Here is a 14,148-nt window from a genome sequence, read left to right on the forward strand (position 1 = left end):
GTACCTGGTTCATCCGTTCGAATGACGCCCGTCGGCAGTCACAACGCTGGTTGGCCCAATCTGGCGGCAGGAAAGACTGGCAAGGTGGCTCCTGATGTGAGCGGACCGCGTCATCGGCAACAGGCTGGCGATCACGCACGATTCCTTTCGATAATGCTTGGGATGAGGCGCCCGGGTGTGACGCTGGCATTCCAGGTGCTCAAGGGGCAGGGACTGATTCAAGCCCGGCGGGGAGAGGTCACAAATACGGGATCGAGCGGGGCTGTTGGCGATAGCGGGCGTGGTTACGGTCACGAAGCCGCCGACCGGTCACTGAGATAGCTCCCGCCTGAAATCCGGTCCGGACCAAAGCGCTGGGGCTTTTCCGAGCCTAAGGGTTCATTTGCGCCTGGCTTGGCTGCTAGCCGATCCAGCAGCTTGCGGGACTCTTCGATAACGCGGCGAGTGTCTTCAATGTTCAAGCGAAGATCGTCAATCTGTGCCGCCGCCCATCGCTGGTACATACGAGCGCTTACATTGCGTAAGGCTTCAGGTTCCCACGGCTCCATCACTATCAGACCCGTTGCGTAATAGTTCGAACGTGACTTTTACCACAAAGAGCGGTTTGCTGGTACCCTCATGTACATGCAAGGCGACCTCTCGGAAGGTGCCGTCCGGCATTTTGTCCTTTGCTATTTCCAGCAGCGCCCTTGCTGCCTCATCTTCAGCGGATACCAGGCTCGGAAGGTCGGTGCCTTCGGTGTCCGGGTAGGCGGTTCCGTTATCGGTTAGATCGAAATAATAAAGCACCATTGGAGTCGAACAAAAAGGCGTACCCTTTGTTCCTTCGACCCTAAGCTCCACCGCGCGGTGGTTAGCGCCTTACTTCCTGATGATCCAATCCACCAACGCAGGCTCGACACGCTCGGACCCGGTAAACTCGTGAACCAGGTACTGAGCGACGGCGCGCCATTGAGACCTTGGCGTCTTCACTTCCACGACCAAATCCTCAAAGACCTTGCGGACGATGTCTGCATCCCACGCGGATACCCGGTGGTGCTCAGCGTCTCTGAGTGCCTCCCCTATCTTGCGCTGGCGAAGCCGCTTTAGAAGCTCGCGTGATGCCGCGATTGCGCGCCGGGTTTGGGCTATGTCACCGCGAAGTGAGGTAATGTCGGCCATAGAACGGTGCTGAGACAGGAAGCTGGCGTCAATCATCGCCTGCGCCATGTCTATATAGCTTACGATCATAGCTACCTCCCAATAGCTAAGACTCTAGCTGTGTAAGCTAATGCAGCCCGTAAAGGATTCAAATGTCGGTTTGATACCAAGGGAATAGGGTGTGGCCCAGCTCAGTGTGGCTTCCCTGTACTCGTCGACGGAAATTCGAGGATTGTCGCAGGTCACTCCGGCTGCAGAGGCTCATGGCTAGGCACTTTACGCCAGAAGACTTGACGCAAATCCCGCCGATCGACCGGCTGACCGCATCCGGGACAATTCTAGGAAACGGGCACCTCGTGGAGGACGATCTTAGAGTGCAGCAGCCCCTGAGCTGCGCATCAAAATTCATGGAGCAAGTTAGCCAAAACCGATCACCCTCCCGGTCAGCGCCTCGTTGCTGACGTCAAAAGCGGCCGTTGATCCGTTCCAACACCGAAGTAGAATTCGAGGCGATGGTATGCGACTTTTCGGGCGAGCGACGCGCAGCCCAGGCTGCCAGCCGCTCTCAATCGCCATCGCTCATATTTCAGCCTTTGAGCGGCACCCTGCGGTCGCGGCGGGATTTTGCTTTTTGCAGCAAGCATGTCTAGCTTCCCGGTTGGGGGAAAGGCTATGCGCGACTTGCCCAAGGACGTTGACGCCGACGCGGTGATTGAGATCGGCCGCTACCTGGATGATCGAGGCAAGGGCGCGCGCATCTCCGTTCACGAGGCCATCAGGATCGTTCGGAAAAAAACGAGGACCAAATTGACTGATGCTGGCCTCCAAGAACTGATTGTGGAATGTGCGGCAGCACGGCACCTGGCGATTGTTCTGGATTCGTGACTGATCGTAATGCTTATCCAGAAAGCCCGCCAAGCGTACTGAGAGCTGGCGCTATCCGCGCAGTCTAGGTCTGGATCCCAACGAACTTTCCGTGGGGTTTGCGGCCAATCTGGCGGTTCGCCGATCCTTAAGCCAAAGCGCCTTCTTTCTTCGTGCCAGTAACTCGACGTAGTCGCCACCATCAGCAAGCGCACCGCCGCGCTTCGCAGCAATCGCATAGTCAGCCCTGTTCGTTCGATAGTCTTCTTTTTGCACGGACATCGCTTTCTCCCACTTCGCGGCCTCTCTCCCTTTTTGGCCTGACGGACGAATTAGCTGCCGGTGTATCGCACAAGTCCACCAATTGAGGATTGTATTAAAATGATACACCCGCGTACCGACAACCGGGGGCACGCGCGGAGCTGCCCGACGTAGGTCGCGTGGCGCGGTTCTCCTCCCTTCAGACTGGCTCCGCAAGCCCGTTATATGCATTTTTGCTAAAGTTCTCGGAACTGATTGCCGTCGCACGGTTTGACTCCCGGTTCCGGGAGTCGCGAGCACATGAGCAGGACCGAAGACCGGCTGTCGTTCATCGAGTTCCAATCGCCGACGCTGGTGGAGAAAGCTCCTGATGGCGGCAACTGGCTTCACGAGATCAAGTACGACGGCTACCGGACTCAACTTATCCTCGAAGGTGGAAAAGCGCGAGCCTTCACCCGGCGAGGCTACGACTGGTCGCATCGGTACAAGAGAATTGTTCAGACGGCGGCGAGCCTGCCGGTGAAATCCGCGATCATCGATGGTGAGGCTGTGGTCTTAGGCGATACTGGGCTGCCGGACTATCAAGCCTTGGAACGGGAGCTAGGCAGTCCGAACTCGTCGAGGCTCATGTTCTACGCGTTCGACCTGCTTCATCTCAACGGGCGCGATTTCCGGCAGCAGCCGCTTTCGGAACGCAAGGCTGCGTTGGAGAAGCTGCTCAAAGATACAGCTCCGACCCTGACCTATGCCGAGCATCTGGAGGTAAGCGGGAAGGACATGTTCGCCCACGCCTGCAAGATGGGGTTGGAGGGCATCGTCTCCAAGCGCGCCGATTCCCCCTATCGCTCCGGCGTCCAGACAAGCTGGGTCAAGATCAAATGCATCAAGAGCGACACCTTTCCCATCGTGGCTTTTGTCGAGAAGCTTGGCGCTCACCCGCGTCGCATCGCCTCGCTCTACATCGGCAGGCCTGAAGGCGACCGGCTGGTTTATGCCGGGAAGGCGCAGAGCGGCTACAGCTTGATCACCGCGCGGCAGGTCCGCGAGCGGCTCGACCCGCTGATTATCGACAAGTCGCCATTGTCGGAGCCGATCGACAAGCCCAAGGCCACATGGGTTAGGCCGGACGTTTTGGCCGAGGTGCAGTTCAGCGGCGTGACCGACCGCGGCATCTTGCGGGAAGCGGTATTCAAGGGCCTTCGTGAAGACCTCGTCACGATCCCCGCAAAGCCGCCCGCCCCATCTAAGCGGCGGCACGAGGCCAACGAACGCGGTGTGCCTCGTGAGAACATCCTGCAGCTGCTGCCAGACGCGGTGTCGCCTTCCAAGCATGAGCTTAGGGGCTACTGGGAGCAGGTTGCCGACCAAGCTCTGGTTCATCTCAGCCACAGACCGTTGAAACTGGTCCGGCATGCCCATGGGGCGACTTTCTATCACAAGGGCCCCTTGCCCGACATTCCGAGGGCCGTGCATCAGTTACGCGTCCAGAAGCGCGAGGGAGGCGAAGGAGTGCGCGTGTGGGTCGACGATCTTGCTGGTCTGCTCGGGCTGGTCGAAATGGATGCGGTGGAGCTTCATCCTTGGAACGCCACCATTGATGACATCGATCGCGCCGATCGCGTGGTTCTCGACCTCGACCCAGGCGAGGGCGTCGAATGGAAGCAGGTGATCGAAGCGGCCCTGGCGCTTCGCGACATCATGGAGGCTGCAGGTCTGAAGAGTTGGCCTAAGGTCACCGGCGGCAAGGGCATCCATTTGATGGCGCCTATTGAACCAAAGATGACCCACGACAGCGCCCGGCAACTAGCCAAGTCGCTTGCCCGAAGTCTTATCAACGTTCAGCCCGACCGTTACCTTTTGTCCGCTGCACCGGCAGCACGGACGGGACGCATTTTCATCGACTACCTTCGCAACGGGAGAGGCAACACGGCCGTAGGTGCGTTCTCCCCACGAGCCCGCCCCGGGTTTCCAATCGCGCATCCAGTGACATGGGCTCAGGTTGAGCGGTCCATTCGGCCCGACGCCTTCACCATGGATCATCCGTTCAGGGCAGCCACTAGGAAGGCAGCCTGATCCGGCGAGGACCGGAGCAGCGAACCTGGATCAGAAGTGGGAGCTGCCGTCAGCAAATCGCAGCGAACCTCAAAGTTCCGCACGAGCTAACAAACCACGGGTTCGTATCGTAGCCGAGACGCGGTTTTCGTTTTCGGTTGGAGGCAATGCGGCTCTCCCGACGAGTTGGCGGGCTTGGGGATCGGTCCAGCCGCGATTCTCACCGCGTTCTTTGGCGGGTTATTCTGCCTGAGCGCATTTCTGGCTTTGGGATTGCTCCTCAGGGTGCAGGGTTCTCACCGACAGCACTGGCTGGGATCGTTTCCGCCAGCATTGCTGGCGGGTTGATCGGATCAATGGCAAGTAGACAGGGCGCGGAACCTTTCGAGGGGATCGTCTTAGTGACGGCGCGCATCAACGGCGCTAGCGACGGTGTTTTGGCTCTCTACTCTGATGGACGCAGCGAGCTATCGAGAGTGGGTCACCAACGTTGGAAGGCGCGACGCCTATGCTCGGACGGCGCACATTGTGTGCGAACTCATCGTCAGCTCGGTGTTACCCTCAAGTTCCGCTCACCAATGCTTGCCAGGTTCTACCCGTTTGGTTGAGGCGCGAGAGGTGGCGTATTCGGGTCCGGGCAACCAAAGGTCGACAATTGACCACATCGAGAGGGCCGATCGCCAACGCTGCCATAACGTTCCACGAGTTTTGCGAATCCGTAGGCGAACGCGAAAAGAAGCGCCAAGAAAACCACTATTCGGACGGCCATAAGGGATTGTAGCAGATCGGCACTGGCGCAGCAGTCCGCAAAAAAGCCTGCAACAGGAAGTGGGGCGACCGACGCCGGTTGGCGGGGGGCGGGATAGACGCCGGTCGCCTTCAAGGATGGGGACCATGGATTCAGCAAACTGCGTCGCGATTGGTCCTCGGACAAGAAGAGGCGATTCGCACAAGAATAGCAATTGGCCCGAAGTGCCTCTGTCCGGTCTTAAATCTCTGGGACAGATGGCTTGGCGAACGTCCGACGGAAGGAATAGCCTGAAGGGTAATGCCATAGGCTAGCTTGACGGTGATGTGCGGCCACTGGCTTTGCAAGCCGCTCGCGCTTTTTTAGCAGGCGCGATCGCCGAAAAGCGCCGGGAACATTAGTGCCCCATGCAAGTTCGGCATCTAAATCAATCCGGTCACTGAATTTGGCACATGTCCCTTCCCCGAACATTATGATCCGCAAGCTCCAGAACATCTCTGATCTCACGCAGTCAGACATCGCCGTTTTGGAAAGCATCCAATTCCAGACACGGGACTATCATGCCGATCAGGACATTGTGCGCGAGGGTGATCGTCCCACCAATTCATTCGTTGTCTTGGACGGTCTGGTAGGGTCCACCAAGCTTACAGGCGAGGGCAAGCGGCAGGTCACTTCGTTCTTTGTTCCGGGAGACATTCCCGATCTCCATGGATTGCATCTCTCGGTTTTGGATTGCACGTTCTCACCTCTCACGCGCGTCCGCGTGGGCCTCATGCGGCACGATGCCTTGCGGGCCATTTGCGACCAACATTCTTCCATAGCCACGGTGTTTTGGCGCTCGACTCTGATCGACGCAGCGATCTATCGAGAGTGGGTCACCAACGTTGGAAGGCGCGACGCCTATGCTCGGACGGCGCACATCCTGTGCGAACTCATCGTCCGCCTTCGCTCCGTGGGGCTCATCAGCGACCATGTAGCGGAGCTTCCGATCACGCAGGCGGAACTTGCCGATGCGGTAGGCTTATCCACCGTGCACGTGAACCGAACGCTTCAGGAACTTCGACGCAACGGGTTGATTGTCACCGAGGGCTCGCGATTTCACGCCGTTGATTGGGCCGGGCTCATTCGAGCAGGAGATTTCGACACCACCTACCTGCACCAAAAGAACGCGAGAACGTTGTGAGGGCGGGCTCGATGGCGAGATATTTCTTTGACGCCGGAGACAGCAATGCGGTCATCAAAGGTGAGGTAGGCATCGAATGTGATGGGATCGTGGCAGCACGTCGTGAGGCCATGGAAGGCCTGATCTTCGGCTTGCTGCGGCATGTGCAGTCCGGCCAGGCAATTGGAGATCGCGAGGCTGATGATTGCCATGGACCGGGTCACATTCACATACGTGAAGATGCTCGTCGCCCTTACGCCACAGGGGATGCTGGCCGAGGGTTTTAATCCGGCGATGATTGCCAACGTGTCTGAAGATTAACTGGGAGCGCTGACGCCGGAGCTTGGCAGGCTAAGCCATGAGTTTCTGGGCGCTGTGGAAGGACGTGGCTCTGTGAGCCTGGAACTGTTAGCGACCGGCCGCTACTTTGACCGGCTGATGGATAATTCCAAGGTGGTACGATATTTGGCTCATAATTTCCCGGCCAATTTGACGAGTTTTACAGCCTGTCGACGCCCGGCTTCAAGTCACCAGTTCTCTTCCTGGCGTAATGCTGCTGACCTTTGCCCACTGCCCTCACTCCCAACCGGAGAATGCTTCCATTCAACGTCCGAGTCCGTGCATGTAAGCAATCGCTTGTAGGGAAGGCCACGCGCGAAAGCGAGCTTATAGCGCGGCCACGCAAGGGGTGGACGTCGTGGACAAAGGTCTGGGGGATCACGACATCGAAAGGTTCTGGTGGGAGGCCGCGTGCTGCGTTTCCTGAAACTCAACGTCTCATGCTAGTTCGACGGCTCGGAACTGGTCAGCATCTGGCATTGGGATATCCGCAGGAAAAGTGGACTATGAGATCGGGCCGACCGACTGGCAGCCTTTGCCGCAGTCAACAGGCTGGCACGTGAGACAGAGAGGCAGGCGAACTCGATCTATACCAGGAGCGGGTCCGAGCAGCGGTCCCTGGAGGCCGCAGCGAGGCGCTCCCAACCACGCGTGGGAATGCTGCGTTCGGCCGGCTCGCGCAAATACTGCGGGCAGGCAGTGCCCCGTTGACGGTTGTTCTCAGATAAGCTATTGAACAGGACCATACAGGTTCACTGAACAGGTATCGATATGGCTCGTCGCGCGATGCAACTCACTCCCGGCACGGGCAAGCCCGAGCAGATCGCCACGGTTCTGGAGCATGAGATACGCTCCGGCCTGCTTGGGTTCGGCGACCGCCTGCAGAGCGAAAACGAGCTCGTCCAGCGCTTCTCCGTCAGTCGCAACACAGTCCGCAAGGGGCTCGAAGAATTGTCGAGCCGGGGGCTCATCACAACCAAGGTCGGCATCGGATCCTTTGTCACCTTCGACGGCATGCCGGTCGATGACGCGATCGGCTGGTCGCGCGCGCTTGCCAATGCGGGCGCCAATGCCGAGACCCGCACATTGCGGCTCGAGATTATCGAGGACGCGGAACTTGCGGCCAGGCTCGGGGTCGGGAGTTGGTCCTTCATCGCCGTCGATCGCGCCCGCACCAATGCCGATGACGGCCACGCCATCTCGATTGAGCGCAGCCGCCTGCCGCTGTCGCCCGAATTGGAAGACATACCGCTGCGCGGGTTGCGCGAAGGCTCTCTGCACCAGACGCTGCGCGGGGCAGGACTTGTTCCCGATCATGGCGAGGAATGGGTCGACGTCGAAATGCTGAGCGCTGCCGACGCCGCGATACTCGGTTGTGCGCCCGGCACGCCCTTCCTGCGTACACGCCGCCTGACGCGCGCCGCTGACGGACGCGCCATCGAATTCGTCACCAGCCTGCTCAATCCGGCGCATTTCGCGCTCCATCTGGAGTTCTGAGCATGGCGGACGCTGCCTTGATGGATCGGGCAATGGGGGCGCTGATCGGCGGGGCGCTTGGCGATGCGCTGGGCATGCCGACACAACTTCTGTCGCCGTCTCGCATCGCCGAGCTCTACGGCCATGTCGAGGATTTCGTCGCGCCTGCCGCCGATCACCCGGTGTCGAAAGGGCTGCCCGCCGGCACGGTTACCGACGACACCGAACAGGCGCTGCTGCTTGGCCGCATCCTTGTCGAGTCCGGCGAGCGCTTCGACCATGCGCGCTGGGTCAACGCGCTGCTCGACTGGGAGCGCGACGTCAAGGCGCGTGGCAGCTACGACCTGCTTGGTCCGTCGACCAAGCGCGCCATCGACGCCATCAACAGCGGTGTGCCCGCCGACGATGCCGGCCGCGGCGGCGACACCAACGGCGCGGCGATGCGCATCGCGCCGGTCGGCATCATGATGCCGCCGGAGCCGCTCGATGCCCTCGTCACCAAGGTCGCCCAAACCTGCCGGGCCACGCACAACACCTCGATCGCCATTTCATCGGCTGCCGCGGTCGCTGCCGCTGTCAGTCTCGGTATTTCGGGTGGCGACTGGCGCGCCGCTTGCGGCCACGGGGTCGCAGCGGCAAGACTTGGCGCCGCGCTCGGCCATTGGGTCACCGGCGGCGACATCGCTGCGCGCATCCTCTGGGCACAGGACCTTGTTCGCGGCAAGGGTGAGAAGGAAGCGATCAAGCTGATCGTCGACCTGGTCGGCACGGGCGTCGCAAGTCAGGAATCAGTGCCGACGGCATTCGCGGTGCTGGAGGTCGCGCAAGGCGATGCATGGCGGGCTGCGGTCATCGCAGCCAATCTCGGCGGCGACACCGACACGATCGGGGCGATTGCCGCCGGCATGGCCGGCGCCTGCGCCGGTCTGTCGAAGCTGCCGCAGGATCGCATCTGCGAACTGCATGGTATCGACGTCGCTGACGTCCGCACGTTGGCTCTCGATCTGGTCGCCGCGCGTCATTCCAAGACTGGCCCAGGCAAGGAGGACGCCGCATGAGGGGACGGCTCGTCCATGTCGGCAGCGCCGTGGTCGACTACGTCTACCGCATCGATGCCTTGCCGGCGGCGGGCACGGAAAAGACCGCGACGAGCTACGCACGGGTTGCCGGCGGCGGCTTCAACATGATGGTCGCGGCAAGTCGCACCGGCATGAAGGTGGTATTCGGCGGCCAACTCGGCACCGGTCCGGACGGCGACTTCCTGCGGGCCGCTTTCGCGGCCGAAGGCATCGAGACGCTGACGCCGCCGTCGCCCTCGATGGACAGCGGCAATTGCGTCGCCATGATTAGCGGCGACGCCGAACGCACCTTCGTCTCGTGGCCAGGGGCCGAGAGCCAGCTCACGCCGGCCATGATGGCGCCTGTCACGATCATGGCGGGGGACTGGGTTTTCACCTCGGGCTACACGCTGAGCTATCCCGGCAGCCGCGATGTGCTCGCCGACTGGATCGAGGCGCTACCGGCCGGCATTCCTTTGGTCTTCGACCCGACGCCGGTGATCGCCGACATTCCGCGGCCAATCCTGAACAGGGTGTTGGTGCGGACGACCTGGCTGAGCTGCAACACCAACGAGGCCGCCGAAATCGCCGGCACCGGCGATGCCCAGACCGTCGCGATCCGATTGCTCGCCGAGCACTGCCCCAGGGCCGAAGGCGTCGTCATCCGCGCCGGTGCGCATGGCTGCCTCGTGCGCATAGCCGATGGCGGCACTCGCGCGGTGCCCGGTTTCGAGGTGGGGGCCGTCGATACCAATGGCGCCGGCGACACGCATATCGGCGCCTTCGTCAGTGCCTTGTCGCGCGGCATCCCGCCCTGCGAGGCGGCCCGCTACGCCAACGCTGCGGCAGCCCTTTCAGTCACCCGCCATGGCGGGTCCTCGGCACCCACGCATGAAGAAACCCAGGAATTCCTGACCCAGCACGCCCAAGCAACGACGGCGCATGGCCGGGAGGAAGCGACTGCAACTTAACAAGTCCATCAACCGGGCAAACAATGAGAGGAAGAAAACATGCGCATGCCCAGACTGACCGCTTTTCTGACGGCGACCGCCGTCTTCGTCTCAGCATTCATGGTTTATGCATTCCCTTTGGCTGCACAAGCGGCCGAGGAAGTGCATGTGCTCAACTGGAAAGGCTATGGCGCCGACGAGCCGTGGGCGGTCGCCAATTTCGAGAAGGCGACCGGCTTCAAGGTGGTCAACGACTTCTTCAACTCCGAACAGGAGATGCTGACCAAGATCCGGACCAATCCCGGCCTCTACGACGTCGTCATGATCAACGCCGCCTTCAACGACCAGGCGATGGCCGGCAAGCTGATCCAGCCGATCGATGTCTCAAAACTCTCCAACTATGCCGACATCGCCAAGGACAAGGCCGGTTCGCCGATGCTTGACCATGACGGCAAAGTCTATGGTGTGCCCTGGGTGTGGGGCCTGACAGCGCTGGCCATCAATGACAAGTCGTTCGACAAGCCGCCGACGAGCATCGCCGAGATGTGGAACCCAGCCCATAAGGGGCGCGTCATCATCCGCGACGACGCCGTCGAGGCGGTGCAGTTCGGTGCGCTGGCTTCGGGACAGAACATCAACGACATCAAGGATATGCAAGCGGTCAAAGCGAAGCTCACCTCGCTGATGCCGCAGATCAAGACCTTCTGGAGCTCGGAGAACGACTGGAACCAGATGGTCGCCTCCAACCAGATCGACATCGGCACCTATTGGAGCGGCTCGGCCGATCGCGCCAAGACGCATTTCAAGTTGCCGGTCTCGCTGGTCATCCCGCAGGAAGGCTCGGTTGCCTGGCTCGACGCCTTCTCGATCCCGGTCGGCTCCAAGAATGTCGCCGGCGCCGCGGCCTTCATCAACTACATGATCGATCCGAAGTTCTACGTCGAATGGGTCACCAAGGTCGGCGCTCCTGTTTCCGCCAACACCAAGGCGGTCGAGGCACTGCCCGGGGATGCCTTCAACCGCAAGGTGATGGGTGATCCGGAGGTCGCCAAGCGCATCCAGTTCCAGGCGCCGATCACCGACGAGCAGCGCGAGAAGTACCTGGCGCTATGGCAGGAGCTGAAGGTCAACGTGAAGTAACGGGCCTCTTTCGGAGGAGAGGCAAAATGGCTGACCAGCTTGCGATCGGTTCGCGCCGTGGATTGAGGCCCGCCCTGCCGCTTCTCCTGCCCGCCTATCTGTGGCTGACGGTGGCGATCTTCTTGCCGCTGTCGGCCATGGTGTTCTTCTCCTTCATGACCGACCTGCCCCTGGCCGGGAAGGAGTGGTCGTTCACGCTCGGCAACTACACGGCCTTCTTTTCGCAAAGCCTCTATTCGAAACTGCTGCTCGCGTCGCTGCGTCTCGGGCTCGAGGTCACATTGTGGTGCGTCGTCATCGGCTACCCGGCAGCCTATGTGCTGGCCAAGGTGCTGAAGGGCCGCAGCCGCGAGGCGATCTTCCTGCTCGTCATCCTGCCCTTCTGGTCGAACGGGCTGGTGCGCATCTTCTCGTGGGCCATGGTGCTGCGCGAAGGCGGCATTCTCGATACGGCGCTCAACGCGGTGCTACCGTTCAAGATCAACATCGATCTGATGTATTCCTATCCCGCCGTCATCATCGGCCTTGTGCACTCCTACGTGCCCTACATGGTTCTGACCTGTTACCTGACGCTGCAGGCCATCGACGACTCGCTGATCGAAGCCGGCCGGTCGCTCGGCGCCACGCGGCGGCAGGTGCTGTGGCGGGTGATCATCCCGCTGTCGATGCCTGGCCTGATCGCCGGTTCAGCGCTGATCTTCGTGCCGGTGGTAGGCTCCTTCATGGAGCCACGCATCCTCGGCGGTCGCACCGGCACCTTCTACGGCACAGTCATCGAGGACCAGTTCGTCGCCGTCTTCAACTGGCCGCTGGGTGCTGCGCTGTCCTTCATCCTGCTGGCGGTCGTGCTGATCATCCTGGCGCTGGCCGCTCCAGTTTTGCGGAGGGCAGGCTGATGGCGACGACGCGCATCCTCGAATGGCTCGGGCGCTTCTACATCGTACTGCTGCTCGCCTTCCTCTATCTGCCGATCATCATCATGGCGCTGATGTCGTTCAACACGTCGCCCTTTTACCAATTGCCGTTCGAGTGGACGACGGACTGGTACGCTTCGCTCTGGCAGAACGACCAGCTGATCGCGGCGACCTGGAACAGCATCGAGATCGCCGTCATCACCACGATCATCTCAACGGTGCTGGGCGTGATGGCTTCCCTCGCGCTCTACCGCTACGAATTCCGCGGCAAGAAATTCCTGCAGGCGCTGCTCTTCCCGCCTATCGCCATTCCGTGGCTGATCACCGGCACGGCGATGCTGATCTTCTTCTTCGGCGTCGGCATCGGTCGCGGGCTCGTCGCCATCCTGCTCGGCCATGTGGCGCTGGCGCTGCCTTATGTGATCGTCGTCGTCTCTGCCCGGCTGCAGACCTTCGCGCCGGAACTCGAAGAGGCGGCGCGTTCGCTCGGTGCCAACCAGTGGCAGGTGACCATGCGCGTCACGCTGCCCTGGATCATGCCTGGTGTGATCGCCGGCGGGCTGTTTGCATTCGCCGTGTCGTTCGACCAGTTCGTGGTCTCGTATTTCCTGTCGACGCCCGGCCAAACGACGCTGCCGGTCGAGATCTATGCCGCGATCCGCAAAGGCTTCACGCCCGAGATCAATGCGGTCTCGACGATCATCATTGTCGTATCCATGGCGCTGATGCTGCTGACGGCACGCTTCTTCAAATTCGGCGGAGAGAAATAATGGCCGGCGTCGAGGTAGCTAACCTCTCCCGCAGTTTCGGCGCGCACAAGGCGCTGGACGATGTCTCGATCGATTTTGCCGATGGCGGCTTTTACGCGCTGCTCGGCCCCTCGGGCAGCGGCAAGACGACCCTGCTGCGCCAAATCGCCGGCTTCGACTTTCCGGATACCGGCCGCATCGCCATCGGCGGTGAAAGCGTCGAGCGCGTGCCGGTCGAAAAGCGGCGCATCGGCATGGTGTTCCAGAACTATGCGCTGTTTCCCAATATGAGCGTCGCCGACAACGTCGCCTTTGGCCTTTCAGTGCGCGGGGAAGCGAAGGCGACGATCGCCACGGAAGTGCAGCGCGCGCTCGACCTCGTCCAGCTCGGCAAGCTCGGCGGCCGCCGGCCGCATCAACTCTCCGGCGGCCAGAGGCAGCGCGTGGCGCTGGCACGCTCCATCGTCACCAAGCCGCGCGTGCTTCTGCTCGACGAGCCGCTCGGCGCGCTCGACAAGGCGCTGCGCGTCGACATGCAGATCGAATTGAAACGCATCCAGCGCGAGATCGGCATCACCACCATCTTCGTCACCCACGACCAGGAAGAGGCGCTGACGATGAGCGACCGCATCGGCATATTGCGCGACGGCCGGCTGGTACAGGAGGGGCCGCCCGAAGAAATCTACGACCGGCCGCAAAGCGAATTCGCCGCGACCTTCCTCGGCGACGCCAACATCTTGCGCGGCGATGCGACCGGCAACGGCATAAAGCTACCGGACGGCACAGCGATCGCTGCCTCTGTCGGCGCGTCCGTGCCCACGGGTGCAAAGGCGAGCTGCGCCGTGCGGCCGGAGCGCATCCAGATCTCGACTGGCGCGGGGAAGTCTGATCACGCCAATGCCAACACGCTCAAGGGCCAGATTTCGAAGCGCATCTTCGCCGGCAACAACAGCACCTATTTCGTCGAGCGCGGTGCCCAGACGCTAAAGGTGATCGTGCAGAATACAGGTGCCGAAAGGCTGGCCGAGGGCCAGGAAGTTGTGCTGAACTGGTCGCCGGAGAGCACGGTACTGATCGCTGCCTGAACTCGCCGATCGCGTGGCATCAGGAGAGGCCTAAATCTCTGGAATGCTCTCGCGGAAATCTCCTGAAGCCGCGGCTGGCGGAGTTCGTATAGCTGTACCACTGACAGAGCAGGGCTCTCCTGGGAGCGTCATGCATAGGTGAAGCTCATCTGATTTGGAGAGGATCGGAGCCCGAGAACGTCCGCACGTGTGACTTGGCGTCACCCGCAT

The 14,148-nt window shown here is 61.1% G+C and carries 13 protein-coding genes and 2 pseudogenes; 13 read left to right on the forward strand and 2 right to left on the reverse strand.

The annotated features are described in order from the left end of the window. Positions 1–67: 67 nt before the first annotated feature. Positions 68–240: pseudogene (locus FJ492_RS29165) on the forward strand (helix-turn-helix domain-containing protein); the annotation flags it as partial. Between the two features lie 288 nt (positions 241–528). Here the strand turns inward: FJ492_RS29165 and FJ492_RS11080 are convergent. Then, positions 529–792, reverse strand: coding sequence for a hypothetical protein (locus FJ492_RS11080; RefSeq protein ID WP_140746962.1), 264 nt, complete (start codon positions 790–792; stop codon positions 529–531). Positions 793–861: 69 nt separating this feature from the next. Next, positions 862–1,230 carry a hypothetical protein gene (locus FJ492_RS11085; protein WP_140769897.1) on the reverse strand — a complete coding sequence of 123 codons (369 nt, stop codon included), beginning with the start codon at positions 1,228–1,230 and terminating at the stop codon, positions 862–864. Between the two features lie 582 nt (positions 1,231–1,812). Here FJ492_RS11085 and FJ492_RS11090 point away from each other — a divergent pair. The 12 genes and pseudogenes from FJ492_RS11090 (at position 1,813) to FJ492_RS11155 (ending at position 13,938) form a co-directional block, all read left to right on the forward strand. Next, the gene (locus tag FJ492_RS11090) at positions 1,813–2,025 is read left to right on the forward strand and encodes a hypothetical protein (RefSeq protein WP_140746956.1); all 213 of its coding nucleotides are present in this window, start codon (positions 1,813–1,815) and stop codon (positions 2,023–2,025) included. Positions 2,026–2,565: 540 nt separating this feature from the next. Then, positions 2,566–4,338, forward strand: a complete 1,773-nt coding sequence (gene ligD / locus FJ492_RS11100) for a DNA ligase D (protein WP_140769899.1) — start codon at positions 2,566–2,568, stop codon at positions 4,336–4,338. 402 nt (positions 4,339–4,740) lie between these two features. Then, positions 4,741–4,860 (forward strand): annotated as a pseudogene (locus FJ492_RS29170) (Crp/Fnr family transcriptional regulator); the annotation flags it as partial. Positions 4,861–5,537: 677 nt separating this feature from the next. Beyond that, positions 5,538–6,248: a Crp/Fnr family transcriptional regulator gene (locus FJ492_RS11110; protein ID WP_246675993.1), complete on the forward strand. Its 711-nt coding sequence runs from the start codon at positions 5,538–5,540 to the stop codon at positions 6,246–6,248. 11 nt (positions 6,249–6,259) lie between these two features. Continuing rightward, positions 6,260–6,514, forward strand: a complete 255-nt coding sequence (locus FJ492_RS29175; RefSeq protein ID WP_246675994.1) for a hypothetical protein — start codon at positions 6,260–6,262, stop codon at positions 6,512–6,514. An 823-nt stretch (positions 6,515–7,337) separates the two neighbouring features. Continuing rightward, positions 7,338–8,063: a GntR family transcriptional regulator gene (locus tag FJ492_RS11125; protein WP_140746944.1), complete on the forward strand. Its 726-nt coding sequence runs from the start codon at positions 7,338–7,340 to the stop codon at positions 8,061–8,063. A 2-nt stretch (positions 8,064–8,065) separates the two neighbouring features. Then, positions 8,066–9,100 (forward strand): ADP-ribosylglycohydrolase family protein, encoded by a 1,035-nt coding sequence (locus tag FJ492_RS11130; protein WP_181165885.1) that lies wholly within the window; start codon positions 8,066–8,068, stop codon positions 9,098–9,100. Beyond that, the gene (locus FJ492_RS11135; RefSeq protein ID WP_140769901.1) at positions 9,097–10,071 is read left to right on the forward strand and encodes a PfkB family carbohydrate kinase; all 975 of its coding nucleotides are present in this window, start codon (positions 9,097–9,099) and stop codon (positions 10,069–10,071) included. Before FJ492_RS11130 ends, FJ492_RS11135 begins: the two co-directional genes overlap by 4 nt. A gap of 39 nt (positions 10,072–10,110) precedes the next feature. Beyond that, entirely contained in the window at positions 10,111–11,190 is a 1,080-nt protein-coding gene (locus tag FJ492_RS11140) for an ABC transporter substrate-binding protein (RefSeq protein WP_140746938.1), read from the forward strand. A 26-nt stretch (positions 11,191–11,216) separates the two neighbouring features. Next, positions 11,217–12,086, forward strand: coding sequence for an ABC transporter permease (locus tag FJ492_RS11145; RefSeq protein WP_140746935.1), 870 nt, complete (start codon positions 11,217–11,219; stop codon positions 12,084–12,086). Then, positions 12,086–12,874 carry an ABC transporter permease gene (locus FJ492_RS11150; protein ID WP_140718387.1) on the forward strand — a complete coding sequence of 263 codons (789 nt, stop codon included), beginning with the start codon at positions 12,086–12,088 and terminating at the stop codon, positions 12,872–12,874. Before FJ492_RS11145 ends, FJ492_RS11150 begins: the two co-directional genes overlap by 1 nt. Next, positions 12,874–13,938 carry an ABC transporter ATP-binding protein gene (locus FJ492_RS11155; protein WP_140746932.1) on the forward strand — a complete coding sequence of 355 codons (1,065 nt, stop codon included), beginning with the start codon at positions 12,874–12,876 and terminating at the stop codon, positions 13,936–13,938. The genes FJ492_RS11150 and FJ492_RS11155 overlap by 1 nt, the downstream gene beginning before the upstream one ends. The last annotated feature ends 210 nt before the right edge of the window (positions 13,939–14,148 follow it).

The sequence above is a fragment of the Mesorhizobium sp. B2-5-4 genome, from assembly GCF_006441095.1.
GTDB lineage: Bacteria > Pseudomonadota > Alphaproteobacteria > Rhizobiales > Rhizobiaceae > Mesorhizobium > Mesorhizobium salmacidum.